The 19628-nt window shown below is 46.9% G+C and carries 18 protein-coding genes and 1 tRNA gene; 7 read left to right on the plus strand and 12 right to left on the minus strand.

Annotated features, from left to right (window positions below; genetic code table 11):
- Positions 1-99: 99 nt before the first annotated feature.
- The 11 genes from HMPREF1508_RS00930 to HMPREF1508_RS10325 form a co-directional block, all read right to left on the minus strand.
- Positions 100-1692: a UvrD-helicase domain-containing protein gene (locus HMPREF1508_RS00930; protein ID WP_044958612.1), complete on the minus strand. Its 1593-nt coding sequence runs from the start codon at positions 1690-1692 to the stop codon at positions 100-102.
- Positions 1673-3439, minus strand: coding sequence for an ATP-dependent nuclease (locus HMPREF1508_RS00935; protein ID WP_044958614.1), 1767 nt, complete (start codon positions 3437-3439; stop codon positions 1673-1675). Before HMPREF1508_RS00935 ends, HMPREF1508_RS00930 begins: the two co-directional genes overlap by 20 nt.
- 131 nt (positions 3440-3570) lie before the next feature.
- Positions 3571-4776: an ATP-binding protein gene (locus tag HMPREF1508_RS00940; RefSeq protein ID WP_044958615.1), complete on the minus strand. Its 1206-nt coding sequence runs from the start codon at positions 4774-4776 to the stop codon at positions 3571-3573.
- Positions 4777-5241: 465 nt separating this feature from the next.
- Positions 5242-5988, minus strand: a complete 747-nt coding sequence (locus tag HMPREF1508_RS00945) for an ATP-binding protein (protein ID WP_044958616.1) — start codon at positions 5986-5988, stop codon at positions 5242-5244.
- Entirely contained in the window at positions 5978-7567 is a 1590-nt protein-coding gene (gene istA / locus HMPREF1508_RS00950; protein WP_044958617.1) for an IS21 family transposase, read from the minus strand. Before istA ends, HMPREF1508_RS00945 begins: the two co-directional genes overlap by 11 nt.
- 397 nt (positions 7568-7964) lie before the next feature.
- Entirely contained in the window at positions 7965-9410 is a 1446-nt protein-coding gene (locus HMPREF1508_RS00960; protein ID WP_044958620.1) for an ABC transporter ATP-binding protein, read from the minus strand.
- Positions 9395-10093: an energy-coupling factor transporter transmembrane component T family protein gene (locus HMPREF1508_RS00965; protein WP_198015532.1), complete on the minus strand. Its 699-nt coding sequence runs from the start codon at positions 10091-10093 to the stop codon at positions 9395-9397. Before HMPREF1508_RS00965 ends, HMPREF1508_RS00960 begins: the two co-directional genes overlap by 16 nt.
- On the minus strand, positions 10090-10689 hold the full coding sequence (locus tag HMPREF1508_RS00970) for an MptD family putative ECF transporter S component (RefSeq protein ID WP_044958621.1): 600 nt from the start codon (positions 10687-10689) through the stop codon (positions 10090-10092). The genes HMPREF1508_RS00965 and HMPREF1508_RS00970 overlap by 4 nt, the downstream gene beginning before the upstream one ends.
- Positions 10686-11015, minus strand: a complete 330-nt coding sequence (locus HMPREF1508_RS10490; protein WP_242834469.1) for a hypothetical protein — start codon at positions 11013-11015, stop codon at positions 10686-10688. Before HMPREF1508_RS10490 ends, HMPREF1508_RS00970 begins: the two co-directional genes overlap by 4 nt.
- Positions 11016-11056: 41 nt before the next feature.
- Entirely contained in the window at positions 11057-11338 is a 282-nt protein-coding gene (locus HMPREF1508_RS10670) for a TetR/AcrR family transcriptional regulator (RefSeq protein ID WP_330365228.1), read from the minus strand.
- Positions 11322-11624: a hypothetical protein gene (locus HMPREF1508_RS10325; RefSeq protein WP_198015533.1), complete on the minus strand. Its 303-nt coding sequence runs from the start codon at positions 11622-11624 to the stop codon at positions 11322-11324. Before HMPREF1508_RS10325 ends, HMPREF1508_RS10670 begins: the two co-directional genes overlap by 17 nt.
- Positions 11625-11871: 247 nt before the next feature.
- Here HMPREF1508_RS10325 and HMPREF1508_RS10110 point away from each other — a divergent pair, with 247 nt between their 5' ends.
- The 5 genes from HMPREF1508_RS10110 to trmB all read left to right on the plus strand — a co-directional run bounded on the left by HMPREF1508_RS10110 (position 11872) and on the right by trmB (position 15915).
- Positions 11872-12591 (plus strand): DUF6577 family protein, encoded by a 720-nt coding sequence (locus HMPREF1508_RS10110; RefSeq protein ID WP_044958622.1) that lies wholly within the window; start codon positions 11872-11874, stop codon positions 12589-12591.
- Between the two features lie 57 nt (positions 12592-12648).
- Positions 12649-13605, plus strand: a complete 957-nt coding sequence (locus HMPREF1508_RS09825) for a nucleotidyl transferase AbiEii/AbiGii toxin family protein (RefSeq protein ID WP_278244571.1) — start codon at positions 12649-12651, stop codon at positions 13603-13605.
- A 305-nt stretch (positions 13606-13910) separates the two neighbouring features.
- Positions 13911-14672 (plus strand): formate/nitrite transporter family protein, encoded by a 762-nt coding sequence (locus tag HMPREF1508_RS00990; protein WP_044958623.1) that lies wholly within the window; start codon positions 13911-13913, stop codon positions 14670-14672.
- A 119-nt stretch (positions 14673-14791) separates the two neighbouring features.
- Positions 14792-15154, plus strand: coding sequence for a VOC family protein (locus tag HMPREF1508_RS00995; protein WP_044958624.1), 363 nt, complete (start codon positions 14792-14794; stop codon positions 15152-15154).
- Between the two features lie 95 nt (positions 15155-15249).
- Positions 15250-15915, plus strand: coding sequence for a tRNA (guanosine(46)-N7)-methyltransferase TrmB (trmB, locus tag HMPREF1508_RS01000; protein ID WP_044958625.1), 666 nt, complete (start codon positions 15250-15252; stop codon positions 15913-15915).
- Positions 15916-15970: 55 nt separating this feature from the next.
- Here trmB and HMPREF1508_RS01005 read toward each other — a convergent pair.
- Positions 15971-16043: transfer RNA gene (locus tag HMPREF1508_RS01005), tRNA-Lys, on the minus strand.
- A 239-nt stretch (positions 16044-16282) separates the two neighbouring features.
- Here HMPREF1508_RS01005 and HMPREF1508_RS09555 point away from each other — a divergent pair.
- The gene (locus tag HMPREF1508_RS09555) at positions 16283-17803 is read left to right on the plus strand and encodes a D-alanyl-D-alanine carboxypeptidase family protein (RefSeq protein WP_242834470.1); all 1521 of its coding nucleotides are present in this window, start codon (positions 16283-16285) and stop codon (positions 17801-17803) included.
- Positions 17800-19392, plus strand: coding sequence for an aminotransferase class I/II-fold pyridoxal phosphate-dependent enzyme (locus HMPREF1508_RS01015; RefSeq protein ID WP_044958626.1), 1593 nt, complete (start codon positions 17800-17802; stop codon positions 19390-19392). The genes HMPREF1508_RS09555 and HMPREF1508_RS01015 overlap by 4 nt, the downstream gene beginning before the upstream one ends.
- Positions 19393-19628: the final 236 nt, after the last annotated feature.

Genomic DNA, 19628 nt, shown 5'->3' on the forward strand with positions numbered 1-19628 from the left:
CTCCTTTTTTGATTTTTGACAAATGAAAAGCGCCTCCGAAGAGACGCATTTCAAGAACACTTTATTTCTAAGTATGTTTATGCAAGTTGTAGTTATTTATTACCAACAAACATCGTATCTTCTTTCTACGAGTCCGGGTCTGTTAAGAAAAGGGGATGGCTCAGCGGAAATAAAATCATTTTGTCTTTTCCTATAACGCCTACTCCCATTCATAATATAACACACGTCTTTTGCTCTTGTTATTCCAACATAGTGAAGATTTAAATCTTGAAGAATGGACGTTTCATCGCCGTATTCATTTGGCATTATCCATTTGTACAGGTCCATGTGAAAGACAATATTGAATTCCAGCCCCTTAGATTTATGTAGCGTCATCAGGTTAATCTCATCGTCCAACGCAGGAATATAATTCTTTAGTTGTTGGGTATCTCTTATAACTGATTGAAGATTATTCACCGAAGCTGCGGTTATCTTTTGTGCACAAACCAATTTAGCGAGCTCTTTGATGTCACTTTCTGCTTCGTAGAAAGTGTCAAGGGGATATGTGAAAACTCTCTGGCACAATAGAAGAGCTGATCTATACTTTGTTGGCTCAAATTCTTCAGAGAATAGCTGTTCAGCATAGTCAACAGCAAACGTATTTTTGTCGAAACAAGAAGAGAGAAGCTCCCGAAAAAACCGTCCGGATTCAGAGTTGTCTCTATCAAGCACGGTCTCTTCAAATATTTTATGCGGCGTCCGCAAGGCATTGCTTGTTATAGAAACAGTGCTATTGCTTCTGCATAGAACAGCTATTTGATTATTATTGGAAACGTCGTACTTTTCTTTTATTGCATCAATACGAGCATCTATTGCTGCTGCAATATTACGTTCATCCCCCGCAACACGAACTAGAAAAACTCTCTTGTCTTCTGGTATTGTTTTTGATGCATTAAAAAGACATAGCGAGTATTCAGAAATCCCAGGATGGCACCTGTGATTTCTGGTCAACTCAAAATGTGTAAAATCGGTTCGCCCAATTAAGGCAATCAAATATTTAGGAAATCGGTTTGTAAATCCGTATATCGCCTGATTAATGTCACCAACAGCAATTCCAATCAAACCATTTTCAACTAACTTTAGAAAGATTTTATCTTGAATATCCCCACAGTCCTGATATTCGTCAATGATAATATGGGAATACCTTGCCTTAATATAATATAGCGCCCCTGGCACATTTTCCAACAGATACATTGCTGTTTCACCGGTGTATTTTAGAAAAATCTTACCTTCGCACAACCCCTCAACCAAAAGTGCAGTTTTTGTCGAAGACAGCTCGCCCTCACACTTTGAAAGAGCAGCAAATCGGCTTTCTTCGGAAACTGTGTCAATAATTTCAAAGTCAGTTGTTTTGCCTGTAACATGACTTGCAAAAGGAATGATAACCTGTGAGATATAAAATTTATCAATTGTCCCAAAGAAGGATTGTTTTGTATCGGAACACCGATATTTACAGCGTTTCTTTAATTCGTCACTTGCTTTGTTTGTAAACGATATAGCAATTACTCCCTTGTGCGCAGGCAAACCAGGGAGTATATCTGCGATCTTTTCGACTATCGTGTATGTTTTCCCCGATCCGGGCTTAGCAGTAACTACAATATTGCCAGTATGACTGATTATTCTGTTTTGCTCATCAGTCGGTTGTCTTATCATCACCAGGACGCACCTTTCCCACAACTGTGTTAACTATCATTTCAAGAGGCGCTGCTATTTTACTTCCTTTGAGAACAGAGAGATTCTTATAATTGCTGTTTATGAATTCAAGCATGTTTTCAGCTTTTTTCTTTTGCATCGAACTTACGAGAGCTGAATGTTCACTTTTCCCATAATGCGTTACAAGTGCACCAGCCAAAGTGCTATTTGCAAGATCATTTTCCAGGTCAGTTTCAGACAGGAAAATGCCCAAATGCTCCGCTAATGCCCTTATATAAACATTTAACTTCGCAGCAGATTCAGGGGGTTCCTTATCTTTATCCCACTCATTCTCTTGAGAATGAGACTCCCAATAATTGAGTAATCCGGTACTGTTGTCACCGATACCCTCAATAATCCCCATTATTCGTGATATGCCGGCAAAGTATTTTTTTGTTGGAGCATTCTTCGGCTTTGAGAAAATATCGTTATCGGTTCGCAGCACCCACGGAATATTCAGCGCATTGAATACTGCCACATATGGCTTAAAGCCTATTCCCTCGACTGAGAGAACAGATATGTTATGTCGATCCAACTCAAGGTCTATCTCTTTCGCTAAAGCCGTATACAGCAACACTTCCGAAGTCCCTTCAACCAGAAAAACACCGTCAGAGAAGAAGGCTTCTGCTGATAAAGAATTCAGTCTATATCCGAAGTTATCAAATACGGTTTTCAGTATGTGACTGCATCCACCGCAAGCAGCAAAAGTGTACTTGTTCTCGGCATACAGCCTTACGATACTGGCAGGATCGAATCTTGATGCAATATGCGGTGAATGTGTAGTTACGAAAACCTGAGCATCAAAGTTTTCTTGAATATACGCAGATAATTTGCGCTGTTGGTGCGGGTGCAAATGTGCTTCAGGTTCTTCAATCGCATAAAAAGTTACATGATCAATGCTTTCCTGAATATGTTGTTTTGCAATCCATGTTGCAAGAAAAATTTGGTTGTTTCTCCCATCTCCACCTATAGACAAAGGAGTATCACCCGTAGAATATGCTAAGATCAGATTGTCGAGTAGCTTATCAGCCTTACTCTCTCCTGCTATAAAGCGAACAGTCTGGTCTTCGTTATGTACCGATAACTTTCCTAATTCGCTATTCACTTGTTCCAGAGAAGTGGAAATATAATGCAAAGAACTAATATCATTGTTAATTGCATTCAAACCATCTTGTATTTGCTGTATCTTTTGAGTGTCTGAAGCGACATCCTCAGCAGATAACTTCTCTTTTGCCATTTGCAGCATTCTGATTCTCTCATGATTTAGGAAAGAAAACAGATTTCGATTTGTATCAACATACTGCATATTCAGTCTTTTAATGTATTGCCTAGTCTGAAGTTCAGAAAGAGTTGTAGTGTCGTAACCGGCCCAAATCTTATACGTACCGCCTTTATGATTTGAGTATCTAATAACCACTTTACCATCCTTAACTGCACCGCCAAAAGTACTTAATAAGCACTCCTCAGTAACTTCGCAGAAGAACGCGGTTATTTCAATAGCATCCGTACCAGAATATGCATTATAGTCACTATCGGACAATTCCAAATCGTGCTCGCTGATTGTTTTGTCAAATAAGAGTCTTAATGCATATAAGAGATTTGTTTTTCCCACATCGTTAGCACCAATGATAAGGGACTTCTCTTGAAACACTACTTCTGTATCATTGAAATTGCGAAATCCTTTAATTCTCAGTTTTTCTAATCTCATTACCGTTTTCCAACCATCCTTTGTTGTCTTAGTGTCTAAAGTGTATGGAACATGTAGTAATCGTCAAAGCGCGATTTCAATAAGAATCAAACAAATCATCCTTACTTGCTTCGAGGTCGCTTATTATAAAGTTAGTGCAGCAGCCATTCTAAAGCGTTGATCTGCTTGATCCCGTTGTGGGAAGTCAGCGGAACGAAATCCATGGTAATTAGGTGTTTCGGATTGTGATCCTTGATACTTTCTAATGGCGCAAGCTCACGCGCGAGGGTTTTTCCATCGGCGTCATTTACAGTGTACGCCACCTGATAGTATTCTTCACCCTCGTCACCTATTGCGATAAAATCAACCTCTGCCGAACCAACTTTCCCAATGTATATTTCATAACCCCGGCGCAGCAGCTCCAGATATACGACATTTTCCAGAATATGCCCCAAATCGGCCCGCTTGCTGCCAAGCAGGTAGTAGCGCAAACCAATGTCGGAGAGATAATACTTGCTGCCGGTAGCAAGGTGCTGTTTTCCCTTCACATCATACCTGCCTGCTTTGTAGAGAACAAAGCTGTCAACAAGAGCGGAAAGATAGTTTTCCACCGTAGGCGCTGAAATCTTGCGTCCCTTGGAGGTCATGGTGTTCGCAATATTGGTTGCGGAACACAGATTGCCAATGTTATCAAACATAAATCGGATTACACTATCAAGCATCCCTGCATCGGATATACGATGCCTTGCAACAATGTCTTTCAAGACGATGGAAGTATAGATTCCTTCCAGATACGCATTGATGTCTCGGCGGCGGGATAATTGCAGAATATAGGGGAACGATCCATTCTGAATATAGCGCTGGTACTTCATTTGCAAGTCCGTATCATCTTCCAATGCGGAAATGTATTCCTTAAAGGAAAGCGGCAGCATCTTGATCTCAACATAGCGGCCGGAGAGAAGGGTTGCCAGCTCGCCGGACAGCATATAGGCGTTCGAGCCTGTGATATATACATCGCAGTTTGGCTTGATAAAAAGACCATCCACAGCCTTCTGAAAGTTTGGAACTGTCTGTACTTCATCAATGAAGATATAGTTCATTTTGTCAGAGACCAGACGATCCTTAATCAAGTTATATAACTGCATATAGTCCTGTATATCGAAATAATCAGGATCTTCAAGATTGATACGGATGATCTGATCGTCCCCGACGCCATCCTTTCGCAGATACTCACAGTACAAATCAAACAGCGTTGATTTTCCGCAGCGACGGATTCCTGTCACCACTTTTATAATTTGTTTTTCCCGGAAGCTGATAAGCTGTTCCATATAGACCGGGCGATTGATAAGGGCATGCATCACTCATACCTCCTTTTGCAAAATGAGCTTGCCATACGCGCGTTAAATTGTCAAGTTCGAAAAGTGTATTTTGCAAACACTGAAAACCGATCGAAACTTTTCAATGTAAATGCAACAGTGTGTTGCATTTACATTGAAAAGTTTCGACAAAGAAAAATAAGGATGACTAAGTTTGGATAAAAGTTAAAGTGACCGCTTGATCTGTTTGTGAAGGAATATAAAGAGATGGCGCAAAAGGCGTTTCCTATCCTGTCTGGGCTTGGTATATGTGGGAGGGAGAGCGTAAGAAACTTGATCTTCGCAGGGAACGAGGGGAAAACGGCTGGAAAGGCGAACGATTTGCCTGCATGGAGATTGATATACCAGAATCAGTGAATATTCCGCGGTCAAAAGACCGCTAATCCGGGCGAGCGGTCTTTTGACCGCGACAAGGGTACCGCCTTTCCGCCAAATGATACCGCAGGGTCAGATTGGATGTGCGGCAAGGAATTCCCGCATATTCATCGTCCCTGAGTTAATAGTCATTGCATTATGGACGATTCTATCCATGATGGCATCCGCAACGACACCATCGCCGAGGCGGGGATGCCATTCGCTCGTTTTGTACTGCGAACAAAAGATGGTCGGCCATTGATCGTAACGTCTTTCGAAGATCTCCAGGAGATATTTGTCCTCCTGTTCAGAAGGGATATCGAGGAGCCATTCATCTATGATGAGAAGGTGATAGTTCGAAAGTTTCGTGACAGTACTGGTAATGCTGTGGCCAGTTTCCATTGCCAGGTTCAGCATCTCGAGCATTTCTGGCATACGGAAATATCGTGTCCGGTGCAGATGCCTACAGGATTCCTTCCCTATTGCACAAGCCAGATGAGTCTTTCCGGAACCTGTAAAACCGTTTATGATGAGGTTGGTGCGGCTGGTAATAAAGCCACATGTGCCAAGACCAAGTACGGTGTTCCGGTTCAGGTCGCGCCCCTCATAGTACATCGTATTGATGTCTGCATTGGGATACCTCAGCTTTGCACAACGGAGCAGCCTTTTGACGCGGTCATTATTCTTCGCGGTGTAGCATTCGTCAATCAGAAGATTCAGACGGGCATCAAAGCTCATGCTTAGATAAGTCTCCCGGTTTGCCTCCTGGTTATCGAGCGCTTCGACCATCTGTTCAAGCTGCATTTCGCGGAGTTTACGTCTGGATTCATCACTGATCATCGTGAGCACCTCCTCCGTAATAACTGGCGCCGCGGACATAAGCTCCTGAGGCATTGTCCTCCGTCTGTGAGATTTCAGGCTTATTCTGAGTGGTTTTACGCTCGCGGAGGACGAGGCCTTGATTGCTCGCCAGAATCGCCTTAAGATATTTGTAACGGGGCGATGTGGTATTCGCGAGGGCAATCTGACACGCATCTTCGAAACGGTCATTCGAGTAATGCCTGCTGAGATGAAGCACGGACAAAGCTGCATTATAGCCCTGTTCTTTTAATTTTACGCTGCGGAAGATCCGGTCAATTACCTCCCTGGTGTTCGGCCCGATGGTAGAAGCCCATGCACACATGCGTTCCTGATCCATTTCCGGTTTGTTAAACTCATCCGGCATATCCGACGCATGGGTGGAATACCTGTTCGTCACATAATCGGGGAACTTCGGGTGTGAGGCGATCCGCTGATGGTCAAAGAAGATTTCAACAGTTGTCTCTGTATATCTGACATCCACCTTTTTGCCACGGTAGATATACGGCACTGAGTACCAGTTTTTCAGGAGAGAAACGTGGCAGTTCGGATAAACCTTACGATCCGGAACAAGTGTCGATACCTCATATGGAACTGCTGGAAGCGGGCGGAGATACCTTTTCTCCTCTTCAAGGATGGAAGAACGGCTTCCTGTACGTTTCTGGAATGACTGGTCATTATAACGCTTCACAGCCACTCTGATAGCTTCCTGCAGTGAAGAAACATCATAATACGTGCGGTGGCGAAGTGAGGCGATTACAGCGGTTGCAATGTTCCCAACTGTATTTTCTACAGATGCCTTCTGTTTCGGTTTTCTGACTGCAGCTGGCATGATCGCCGTCATGTAATGGAGTCCCAGCATCTCGTAGGCATCGGTAAGTATAACTTCTCCTTCCTTAGGATGTTTAACGACACCGGTCTTGAGGTTGTCACAAATCGTTCGCGTAGGGACACCGCCAAAGGCCTCATACATATGGACACGACATCTGAGCCAGGTATCCATCTTCATATTCAGCGTCGCCTCTACGTAAGCATAACGGCTGTACGTGAGACAGCTGACAAAAAGATAGACCGTAATCGCTTCGCCGGTGTACCGGTTCACAACCTTCATTGTGGGGCCACTCCAGTCAACCTCACAGCGCTCGCCGGGCTTATGTTCGAGGTGGTTGGAAATATCATGTGTCTGGCGGTATTTCGCATAATCGTCGAAGAATTTCGTTTTCCCGACGGCTATGGTTCCGTGTTCACGGCATTTGTCTTTGTATTCTTTCCAGAGATTCATCATCGTGACACCGACCTGCTTGGGCTCTTCGCTGACGGCATCGTAATCCGGAAGCTCGTAGATGTCTTCCGTTAGAAGATTATCCGGAAAAAACATCTTGTATACAGCGGTATCATCCTTGTCCTTGATATCCGCATACGTAATGTTCTTCTCCCTTGCGACAGCCAGCACCTTGCTGATAGAGCTTTTCGACATGTGTCGGCTTGTGGCGATGTCATCCTGTGACATACCGTCTGCGTGCAACTGCATAATCAGCCGCACCTGAATCCGTTTGGCCATAATAAAGGCCTTCTTTCGTAGAATCGGGACTATTTCCCATCTTGGATTCTACGCCGGATTTGCCGCAGTACGCATGCGCGGAAAAACGGTACTATGCCGCGAAATTTATTCGATAATCAGAGAAGTACGCTGTTGCGGACGAACGGTATCATTCTGCGGAATGATGGTACCCTGAGCTCGGAATATTCAGAATCAGAGGTTATCCTGTCGGATTTCGATTCCTGGAGTATCATTTTGCTACATGGATTGTTGTCAGATTCTGAGGAGGAAGACAATAGGCTTGAAGACGTTCAAAACATCGGAACCGGACGTTTATCAAAAGGCAAGAGAAAATAGCATACGTTTTATGACGGATGCTTCATACGACTATATGCGAGGGAATGACTTCTGGGAAGTCTCAAAATGTATTTTGCTTCAGGAAATCTAATATTATACGTTCATTCCCCGGGACATCTATCTTTTTGTTTCCATTTTTGGAAAGCAGATAGGCAGTGTTGCAGGTCTGAAACATAAGTTCAATATCGTGAGTTATGAGCATGACAGGGGTGCTCTTGATTTTTTCTTTGATAGCGTTTGCGACAAGCGTCATCCTGCGATAATCCAGTCCGGCCGTGGGCTCGTCCAAAATAACAAATTCAGAATCTTTAAGCAGAGCGATAAGAAGAGCCAATCTCTGTTTTTCGCCGCCTGATAAGTCATGGGGGTTCAAGAGTCTTTTATCCCATAGTTCCATTTCAATCAGATATTTTTTGGCCTCTGCCAAATACCTTTGATCTCTGCTTTTATCCCTCGGAATTAATTCCTTTTCAACCGTTTCGCAAAAAAACATGTTGCTGCAATTTTGCAGGCTGATTGCCACATGAGATAACCTGCTTCTAGCAGATTGTCCATAGGATGTATTCCCCTTTCGCATTGGAATCAGCCCTGTCAGCTCTTTTGCAAGACTTGTCTTACCGATCCCGTTTTCACCGATTAACGCCATGCATTCCCCCTGGTTTAAGGTGAAATTAACAGGCTCCTTCAAACAGTATTCGTGATTAGAGACAGAAACGTCTTCAACGTGTATCATCGGATCATTATTGGGGGCCTCCATCGTCGCTTTTAAATCCTGTTGATGAAAAGAACGCAGATTATTTTCTCGTTCAACATCAGCTGTCAGCTCTTCAGCTGTAAAAATCGCCCGGAGCTTGCCGTCCTTCAAAAGGATCAGGCGGTCCAACAGCCGGCTCAAATAGGACAATCTATGTTCTGCGATAATTACAGTTTTACCTTGCTCTTTCAAATGCCTTAAGATTTTTTCGAGGTCATTTGTTGCTTTATAGTCAAGATTTGCCGAGGGCTCATCGAAAAAAATAATCTCACTGTCAAATACAAGGGTTGAAGCAATCGCTACTTTTTGCTTTTGCCCTCCGGAGAGCTCCCTCACATTTTTGTCTTTTAAATCGATAATATTGAGCTCCTGTAAGGCATCTCGCACCCTTTCGCGCAGCAGCGGGCGCGCCATTCCCATATTCTCGCCAATAAGGGCCACTTCATTTTCCACTTCTCTCGAAAAAAATTGATCGTTGGGATTTTGAAAGACATTGCCGACATATTTCGCGATTTCTCCTTTCTTATAGTCAGAAAGCGACCTATCCAATATCTTTATTGTTCCGCTGACCTCTCCGTCGTACAGGTTTGGAATCAGGCCGTTTAACAATCGCAGCAAGCTGGTTTTCCCACAGCCGGACAGGCCAGTAATAACGATGAATTCTCCTTTTTCTACAGAAAAATGGATATCCTGTAAAATCGTCTCTTCGCCGTATGAAAATTTCTCGATATCAACTTTTATACTTTTTGCCATATCGTAATCCCCAAAAACACAAATCCGATGAAGATAATGCCGTAGTCCATCCAGCCGAAAGAAAGATCTTCATAAGAGGTTTTTTTACAATCATATTCAATTCCCTTTGTAATCAGAGCGCAGGATAGAAGCTCCCCTGTTTCAAAGGCCTTGTAAATCAGGGGAACCAAATAAATTTCTACACTGTGAATGGGTCTTAAAAGATGTAAGCCCATGTTTCTGACCTTTAAGCCCTCCTTTATTTCTGATAAATAGGCTCGGTATTCCGGGATAAAACGGAAAAAAACAGCCACCCCAATGCATAATGAATACGGCAGATGAAGGCGCCTTAAGGAATATATGATTGTCGATGTGCGAAAGCCGGATAGGATAGCCGCTAAAATCCATAGAGGGAATAGCTTAAGAATAATAAGGCCCATGGTATAGATCGATCCGATCCATCCTGAAATCGCGGGTTGGCCTGAAATGAGTAAAATCAGTCCGAAGAGAGCAATATAAAATAAGAACAGGGAGATTGCTTTTTTCCTTTTCAAGAGAATGAGCAATCCAAAACTGAAAATCAGCATCATCCAATATACAGGCATTGTGCTGAAGAACACAATGCCTGTATAAATCATCATGAGAATGCCGATTGAAAGTGGTTTGACGCCTGGGTTTTCTTTGGTGTGATCTGTAAAGCTCAAGACAGAATTCCTTCTTTTTTGATATCCCGGTTAAAAAATTTATTGTAAATATATTTGCCGAGCAGTGTTCCCAAAACAGCCGCAATGATTTCCACAGCCAATATGATTGCCATATTCTTTGCGTTGAAGAAGGTATCCTTTACCATCTGGGCCTTTTCCGCCGTAAATAAATTTGGGAAGGTTTTTGCCAATCCCTCTACGCCTAAGAAGAGGATAAAGAAAAAACCGTGAAGGGCGTAAATCACCTGAGAGATTACATAGGAGAGACTGATCCTGTCATCGCTTGTATAGTTGTTCCTGCTGCCGATGCATAATTCTCCAAAAAGGCCGGCTGAAGCCATAATTGGAAGCATGGGAATGAATCCCATAATGGAATAGATAATCCCCGCTAACAGATAGTAAATAAAAACCGTTCCTCTTTTGGGAATTTTATGGCACATGACAAAATAGACGGGAGCGCATAACAAGCTTCCGATGGAGACATGTACAAAAACGCCATATGTTCCAAAGGCCTGCGTGATCACTCCTGAGATCATACTAATTACAAAACCCACAACTCCAAGTAAGCTGACAATAATAACGTCTTTTAATTTCATTTGTCTTTCCTCCCTTGAGATTCATTTAAATAGAGTAAAATCATACTTTTTACGATAGCTCTGTTCTTTTGAAAGGCTTCTTTTCCCCCTAAAGGTCCAAACGAGGTGTAGCCCATCAACAAGGAGTGCGTGAAGAATATTAAAAACGGATCCTCTAATACATCATTCGGGATGTCGCTGTCTTTAAAGGCCCGATGCAGTATGTCAATATACTTAATGTTGAGTTTTTTGTATATTTCCAACAGCTTTTGATCTCTTGCGATTCCCTCCAGAAGGATGGTGAATAAATCTTTGTACTCGTTGTCGTCAAAAATTTTATCCAGCATATAGGTCACAAAGGTCTCTAAAGTATGCTTTCCTCCTGTCTTTAAAAGGCTTCTCTCCTCGCCATAGTCAAGCCCCCGGGACATGATGTCATAAAAATCTCATATATATTTTTATAATAGTGATAAACTCCTCCGACCGACATGCCTGAGCACAGAATGACATCATCCATTGTTGTATTGAAAAAACCTTTTTTCAAAAAATTTCTTTTGCCGCGTTTTGAATTTGTTTTTCCCTCGCGTCTTTTGATAGTCTTTTCCCAGACAAATTTTCCTCCTCTTTTATCAAGGATATCCTCGATAACGATGTTAGTACAACCTAACATCGTTGTCAACAGATAATTTCAGACGACAAGCCGACAGAAAAGCTGCGAAAGCAATACCTCTTTTTATCCCAACTTCGGTCCATGTCCATGTCCATGCCACAATGCGGGCGAAAGACCGCGAGCCAATCGAATTTTTGGAGGACCAGAGATAGCTGCGCTCTTGTACCTTGGAGCCGGGATCGGCACAGGCATTTTGTCTCTGTTTCACAGGAAAGAGCGGGAGAGCACCCTTCTTTTGACAAAGCAGGATCTCCTCAAAAAGCACCTGTGAGATCGTCGTGCTCAAGGGTATTTTCTCCGGACTGGGATCGCTTGTGATTGCCATCATCCAGGGGGAAGCCATACCCGGATTTGCCTGTATCACCGCCGCCTTGAAGATGATAAAAGCGAAAAGGCCGATGACATGTTCTTAGAATATATTTTGGCAAAAAATGGAAAAAGTGCCAAGATATATTGATTGAGGATGTATTCCAATTTATAATAGATCTCAGCGTAAAATCTGTCGAAGTATTTACTGACAGGAGGTGAGATCAATGCCCTGGTATGACAAGACAACGCAAAATATGGAGCCGAAAGTGAAGTATAGTCGACAGCAACTGGTCTCTATGCTCAGGGAAGCTAAGCCGTCGTTAAATAATGGTTCTTATCAGTGGGCGGTTGGCGGCATGTTGAAATCTGGCGGAATCACCCGAACGGGCTTTGGCGAATATATGGTTAAGGAAGGGGATGTGTTACCGGAATATCAGCCTGTCTATTCGGATCTTTCGAATGAGCTTCTGAATAAAGTGACTGTGAAGTTTCCATATATAAAATTTACGATTTTTGAAACAGTTCTTTTAAATGAGTTCCTAAATCATTTGGTCGCCCAGAATACAATATTTATTCAGCTTGAAAAGGATACAAGTGTCTTTGTGTTTCGCTTTCTGCAGGAAGCCGGATACATGAATGTTATGTATAAGCCTTCAAAGAAAGATTTTAATCTGTATTGGGCTTCAAATTGCATCATTGTAACAGACATGGTATCAGAGGCACCGCGGTCTGCGAATCACCCTCATATCATCACGATGGAAAAAATGCTGGTAGATATATACTGCGATAAGTTGATTCGCAGTACATACAGTGTGGCAGAATATGCGTCTGTTGTGGAACAGGCAATGAAGACCTATAGAGTCGAAAGACCAAAGATACTCCGTTACGCAAGAAGAAGGAACAGGGCTGCGGAGATTAAACAGATTATGGCGGAGCTTGAATGAGAGAGGGAACGGACAATATTTGCATTTGGCCTTCTGGAGGCGATTCGGACAGTTAATCTGCCTTTTGTTTTTAAGGGAGGCACAGCTCTTCTTATTCTTTTAGATGAGCCTCGGAGATTAAGCACAGATATTGATATCATCGTTGAACCTGGCACAGATATAGATAACTATATTGCGAAAGCAGCTAAGATATTTCCTTTCCTGAGTGTGGAGGAGCATGTCCGAAAGGGAAGCAATAACATTGAGAAACGTCATTTTCGTTTTCTGTTTCAATCACCACGGACAGGTAAGGAGATCCATATTCTGCTGGATGTGCTGTTTGAGCATAATCCTTACAAGAAGACGATAGAAAGACCAATCCGTAACCACTTGCTGTTAAGTGAGGGAAGGGACATGATTGTAACGGTGCCAGACAAAAACGGTATCCTTGGCGATAAGTTGACGGCATTTGCACCACACACGATAGGAATACCTTTTGGGAAAGATAAGGAACTTGAGATCATCAAGCAGATGTTTGATTGTTGGACACTCAGTGGAGAAATGGATGACTTCCAAACGGTCGCCGATGTGTATCGCCATGTCGCGCAGGTCGAAATGGGATACCGCAGCTTGAGTAGCTCTGTTGAGGAGGTTTTGCTGGACACGATTGATAGCTGTCTATGCATTATGGGGCGTGGTGGAATTCGATCGGATGATTATCAGGGTTTCATTGACGGCATCAACTCTATACAAGGGCATATTTTCCGGGGAAGGATCAATGGAGAAAATGCAGGGATGATGGCCTGTGAGGTGATGTATCTGGCAGCATGCATTCTGACAGGACAAGAGGAATACACAAGGGTTACTGATCTGGGACAATACAGTCAGGACAGGCTGACAATAAAAGGGGCTAAAAAGATTGGGTATATCCGCAATGTGGATCCATTGGCATATGCTTATCTGGTAAAATCATTCCAGCTGCTTCAGCCAGCGGGATATTTCACGGAGAGTGTAAATACTGACGGAACGAGGTAAAACAAGAGGGGCAATAAGGAGGAACTCACCTGCGATAAATCTGGGTTTTGTGGGTATGCTAAATCTGGTCCGATTTTGGCGACAGAGGACGGATATCCGGAATTCCTGTATAATGAAAAGGGAAGGGAAGTTCGGGCAAACCGATCCGCCTGCGACAAAGAGATTCAGGGGCGATTGATCGCTTATCTGGAGAAAAGGACGATGCCCGTGGTTAGAGAATGGTGCACAGGGCGTACAGTAGCCTGATGAAAACTAGCCTGAAAAAATAGTCTGATGGAAATTAGCCTGAGGAAAGAGGAACGCATATGTATAAGGAAGAATTTGCGGCGATGACCAATGCCGCGACAGTTAAGCTGAGTTTGTTAAAGAAGAATCCTCTGGGTTACTTTCTCTTGTCCATGTTGGCAGGCGCTTATATCGGCTTTGGAATCCTGCTCATCTTTACCATCGGAGGTCTTTTAAACGGGAACCCGGCCACGAAGCTTGTGATGGGACTTTCCTTCGGAGTTGCCTTGAGTCTGGTAGTGATAGCGGGTGGAGAGCTCTTTACCGGGAATACCATGGTGATGTCCTCGGGCGTGATGGAAGGTAAGGTCAGTCTGGCGGATACCATCAAGCTCTGGGTCGTATGCTGGCTTGGCAATCTGGCGGGATCAATGCTCTTAGCTCTGCTCTTTTTCGCCAGCGGCCTGCAGACGGAAGCGGTGGCGGCATTTATCGCCAAGGGAGCTTTGGCAAAAATGTCCGCCGGATTCATTCCTCTCTTAAGCCGCGGAATCCTCTGTAATATCCTGGTTTGTCTGGCGGTATGGTGTGGCTTTCGGGTCAAGAGTGACAGCGCCAGGATCCTCATGTGCTTCTGGTGCCTCTTCGCCTTTATCACGACCGGTTTTGAGCACAGTGTGGCCAACATGACCCTGCTGACCTCTGCTCTCTTGAATCCGGCCGGTCAGGCCGTCAGCCTGGGAGGCTGGTGCTACAACCTCCTGGTCGTCACGCTGGGAAATATGATTGGCGGCATCCTCTTTGTCGCTGCCCCCTACTTCATTGGATCAAGGGACAAGTGAAACCTGCTCGAGTTGTGTCCGGAGCTTTCCGATATAGAAAAGAGCAGATTCCTATGGACAGAACACAGAATTGATTTTATCGTGGAATACAAAATTTGCCTTACCAGGAGGGGCGGAAAATGAAGGCAATCGCGCTGTCATTGGTACATGTTGGAATCAATCCGGAGACCGCGGAGGAGATGGACGCCATGCGCGGCTTCATCCGCGATGTACTCGGTATGGAGGAGGGGCAGGAGACCCCGATCTCATGGTTTGGCGCAGGCAACAGAATTGAATTCATGAAGGAGAAGGGCCGGGGGACCAAGGGGCACCTGGGCTTTTATACACCAAATATGGACCAGGCGATCCGGGAGCTAAAGGCACAGGGCTATTCCTTTGACCAGGATTCCGCCCAGTATGATGAAGACGGGTCTCTGCGTCTGATCTACCTGACAGAGGAGATCAACGGTTTTGCCATTCATCTGCTTTCGAGGGAATCCTGACGCTTGCGGTTGGCGCTTTGGCAGCCGGAATCGACGAAGGAAGGTCGGGTCGTAAGAAAGAGGCATAAGCGGCCAAAAGAGATCGAGGGAATGAGATGAGATTGCGCAGAATCGCGGCGGCGGATGAGGCCGTCGCACATAGCCAGCTTGTGGTGCATGAGCCAGAGAAACAGAAGGGACATTGGCAGGAGCTCTTCGAGCGCGGACAGGCCATAGAGCTGGAAATCGGCATGGGAAAGGGCCGCTTTATCATAGATATGGCCCGCCTGCACCCGGAGATCAACTATGTCGGGATCGAGCGCTATCCCTCCGTTCTCTATCGGGCCCTGCAGAAGATGGAGGCCCTGGAGCGGGAGGGACAAATGCCCTTGAATCTGCGTTTTCTCTGTATCGACGCCCGGGAGCTGCCGGATATCTTTGCCCCGGGGGAAGTCGAGTGCATTTACCTGAATTTCTCAGATCCCTGGCCCAAGACCAGACATGCGAATCGGCGTTTGACATCAGAGGGCTTTTTTGCCCGCTATGATCAGATTTTGGCAGAAGAGGGCCGCATTGAATTCAAGACCGATAACCGGGAGCTCTTTGATTATTCGCTGGAGACGGCGGCGGCCTCGCCTGCCTTTCAAATCGCGGAGAAGACCTACGACCTGCACCGGGATGAGAAGATGAGCGCGGGCAATGTGATGACGGAGTATGAGGAGAAGTTTTCCTCTAAAGGGAATCCGATCTGCAAGATGCTTCTGCGCAGACGCCGGGACTGAGATAAAAAGAAAGCCCAAATCCCGCAGCCATCTCTGCAAGATAAGGACTTTTCAGTGGGTCATCAGGGGTTCGAACCCTGGACACCCTGATTAAGAGTCAGGTGCTCTGCCAGCTGAGCTAATGACCCATAGCAAACGGATATAAGAATCCATCTGTCTCAGCGACAAAGAATATTATATGGGAGAGATATTTGGAATGCAAGACTAAATTTCGGGCAAATTGTGAACAAAACGTGTCCAGACGAAGAGACGAATAGCAGTTCGAAGGGCAGACCGCTATACTGAAAATGAATTTTGCAGAGGTTCAGGGAGCAATGGATTTCGCAGGGATTCAGGGAGTAACATTGCAGGGATGCGGAGGATGACAGTGAATCTACATCGACTGACGACATACAGCAGGAAAATTTTGATTTTGGCAGCGGCTCTTCTTTTGGCCGCGGGACAGTTCGCCCTGCCAAAGGGCGTTTATGCGGAGGAAAAGGCGGCATCTGCGGCCTGGCCCCAGGAGCCGGAGGTTCAGTCGGCGTCCGCCATCCTCATGGATCTGGACAGCGGAGAGATCCTTTATGGCAAGGAGGATCAGACGGCCCGCTATCCGGCCTCGACGACCAAGCTGATGACGGCTCTGCTGGCCCTGGAGCACAGTAATCTCGACGAGACCATCACCTTTTCCTCGGACGCGGTTTTCAAGAACGAGACCAACAGCTCCCACATTGCCAGAGATGTGGGGGAACAGATGAGCATGGAGCAGACTCTCTACGGGGTGCTGCTTGCCTCCGCCAATGAGTGCGCCTACGCGATCGCGGAGCATGTGGGCGCTAATATGGGGGGAGACTACAACACGTTCATTCAGGCCATGAACGACCGGGCGAAGGAGCTGGGCTGCGTCAATACGCATTTTGTCAATTCCAGCGGCCTGCACGATGACCAGCACTATACCTGCGCCTATGACCTGGCCCTGATTGCCAGAGAAGCCTATCAGAACGAGACCCTTCGCAAGATGGTCGGGACCAGGCGCTATGAGATCCCGCCAACCAACAAACACGCGGATCCCACGCCCCTTAACAATACCCATGCCATGCTCTCCGCCAACAAGACAAGCAAGTTCCTCTATGATGGCTGTCAGGGAGGGAAGACAGGCTATACCGATGAGGCCAGGCATTCCCTGGTCACCTATGTGGAGAGGGATGGCCGGAAGCTGGTCTGTGTGAGCATGTGCGCGGAAGGAAATGACAGCTACAAGGACACGATTGCCCTGATGGACTGGGGGCTGGCGAATTTCCACAAGGCCTCTCTTGAGGATGAGACCCTGCAGTCCAAGGTGGACGAGGCGATCAAAGCGTCCGGCAGGCAGGGGCTGTCCTGGCAGGCAAAGGGAACCCTTCTTCTGCCAAAGGATGCCGCTGTCCGGGATCTGGCCGTTAAGCTTGAGCCGAAGAAAAACGGACAGGGAACGAATTCGGCAAATGCGGGCAGCGGGCAGGCGGGTGCAGACGCAGGGAACGCTGGAAATCAGAGCAGCGGACAGGCGGGTACGGGCACAGGAAACGCGGGAAATTCGGACAAGGGGGGAGAGGAGGTTTATCAGCTGACCCTGTCCCTGGGAGGCCGATCCCTGCTAAGCCAGTCCTTAAAGGCTCAAAATACTTCTGACCAGAAGGACAAGGCGTCTGGAGCCTCCAGAATTGGAAGGGCAATCGGGAATTTCTTTGGCGGCCTCTCTGACGGGATCGGCAAGGGCTTTCGAACCGTAATTTTGCCGATCCTTCTGGCAGTGCTTCTGATTCTGGTCCTCCTGGCGCTTGCCCTCCTGATTCTGAACAGGCGCAGAAGGGCAAGGAGAAGGGCACGTAGAAACCGGGTGCACAAGTATCGGGGGCGCCGATGAGAGCCCTGGATCAGGCCCTGCTTGCCTATGGAAAGAGTCAGGCCTACCCTTTTCATATGCCGGGCCACAAACGCCGCTTCCCCCGGAACCTTGATCCGAATCTGATGGATATCACAGAGATCGAGGGCTTCGATGATTTGCACGATGCCAGCGGGATGATCGCGGATATCGAGCGAGACCTGGCGGAGCTCTACGGAGTGGAGGAAGCCCGCCTTTTGCTGGGGGGATCCACCCTGGGGAATCTGGTCAGCCTTCTGGCCCATTTGAAGCCGGGCGATAGTCTTCTCATGGCGAGAAATTGTCACAAGAGCATCTACCACGGGGTGATTCTGGGTCACTTGTCCGTGGAATATGTCTATCCCCGGGCCCTGTCGAACGGCCTTCAGGGGCCGATTGAGGCCGCGTCCGTTCAGGAGGCCTTGTGCGCCGCGGAGGAGGTGGGACGGAAGGTCAAGCTTGTGGCGATCACTTCGCCCAGCTATGAGGGGGTGGTGTCAGACCTGTCTGCCATCGCGCGGGTCGCGCACGCCCACGGAGCCCTGCTTCTGGTGGACGCCGCCCATGGAGCCCATTTCGGTTTCCACCCCTATTTTCCGCCCTCCATGGCGGATCAGGGGGCGGATCTTTTGGTGACCAGTCTCCACAAGACCCTGCCCTTTTACACGATGACGGCAGCCCTGCTCCTGCCGCATGGCTCGGGGGCTGACCGGGAGCGGGTGTCGGATATGATCGACTATCTGGAGACCTCGTCTCCCTCCTATATTCTCATGGGGCAGGCGGCGGCGGCCCTGCGCTTTCTGCGCCGGGAAGGGGAGGCTTATTTTCAGGCAAATGCCCGCGATCTGAAGGACTTTTACAGGGCCTGTGAGAGCTTGCGGGCGCTTGAGATTCTGCGGACGGATGATCCGGGCAAGATCGTCATCTCCTGCGCGCGAACCAATCTCACGGGGCAGGAGCTGATGGAATGGCTGCGAAAGGACTATCAGCTGGAATTGGAAATGGCCTCTTTTGATTATGCTCTGGCTATGACCTCCCTTATGGATACCAGCGAGGGGCTGCAGCGGCTGCAGAGGGCTCTGCTTGAGATCGATGGAATTTTGAGGGAGACCGGCGCGATGCCGGAGAATTTGCAGGATAAGACATTGGGGGAACAGTCAGGAGGTGACAGAGTCGACAGCGGCGGGAAAGATGACAGCGCCGCAGAAAATGACAGTGCCGACGGAGTTGATGTCGCCGGGAAAGATGACAGCGCCGGGAAAAGTGACAGTGCCGACGGAGTTGACAGCGCCATAGATTACGGGATTGTCTATGGCCCGCGCAGGAAGCTTCTGGAGCCCTGGCAGGCCCTGGAGGAGAAGTGGGAGGATCTGGAACTGGAGGCGTGCGCCGGCCGCGTCAGCAGGGACTCCATTCTCCTCTATCCGCCCGGGATCCCCCTGGTTCACAGTGGAGAAGAGATCACAGAGTGCGTCATCCTCTATCTCAAGAGAGCGCTGAAGGATGGGCTGAAGGTGCAGGGCCTGAGAGAGGGAAAAGCCCGGGTTCTGAGAGAAGAGCTCGGAAGTGAAATGAAAAATCCGGGATCCTGAGAGATTAGAGTTTGGGATTGAGAGATGGGAAACCTGAGCCCTGAGATGAGAGATTCTTCCACAATCCTGCCGAGGAGGCGGTCACCCTCAGAGTGTAGCAGCAGGAGGGCCAGGAGGAAGCAGCAGGGAGGCTGAGGCTCTGCGGGAGGAAGGCCTATGGAGCCGCGGCAGGAAGGCTGAGGATCTGCGGAAGGAAGTGCCATGGAGCCGTGGCAGGAGGCTGAGGGGAAGCGGAA

Origin of the sequence: Shuttleworthella sp. MSX8B (assembly GCF_000524295.1) — a bacterium.
Classification (GTDB): domain Bacteria; phylum Bacillota; class Clostridia; order Lachnospirales; family Lachnospiraceae; genus Shuttleworthia; species Shuttleworthia satelles.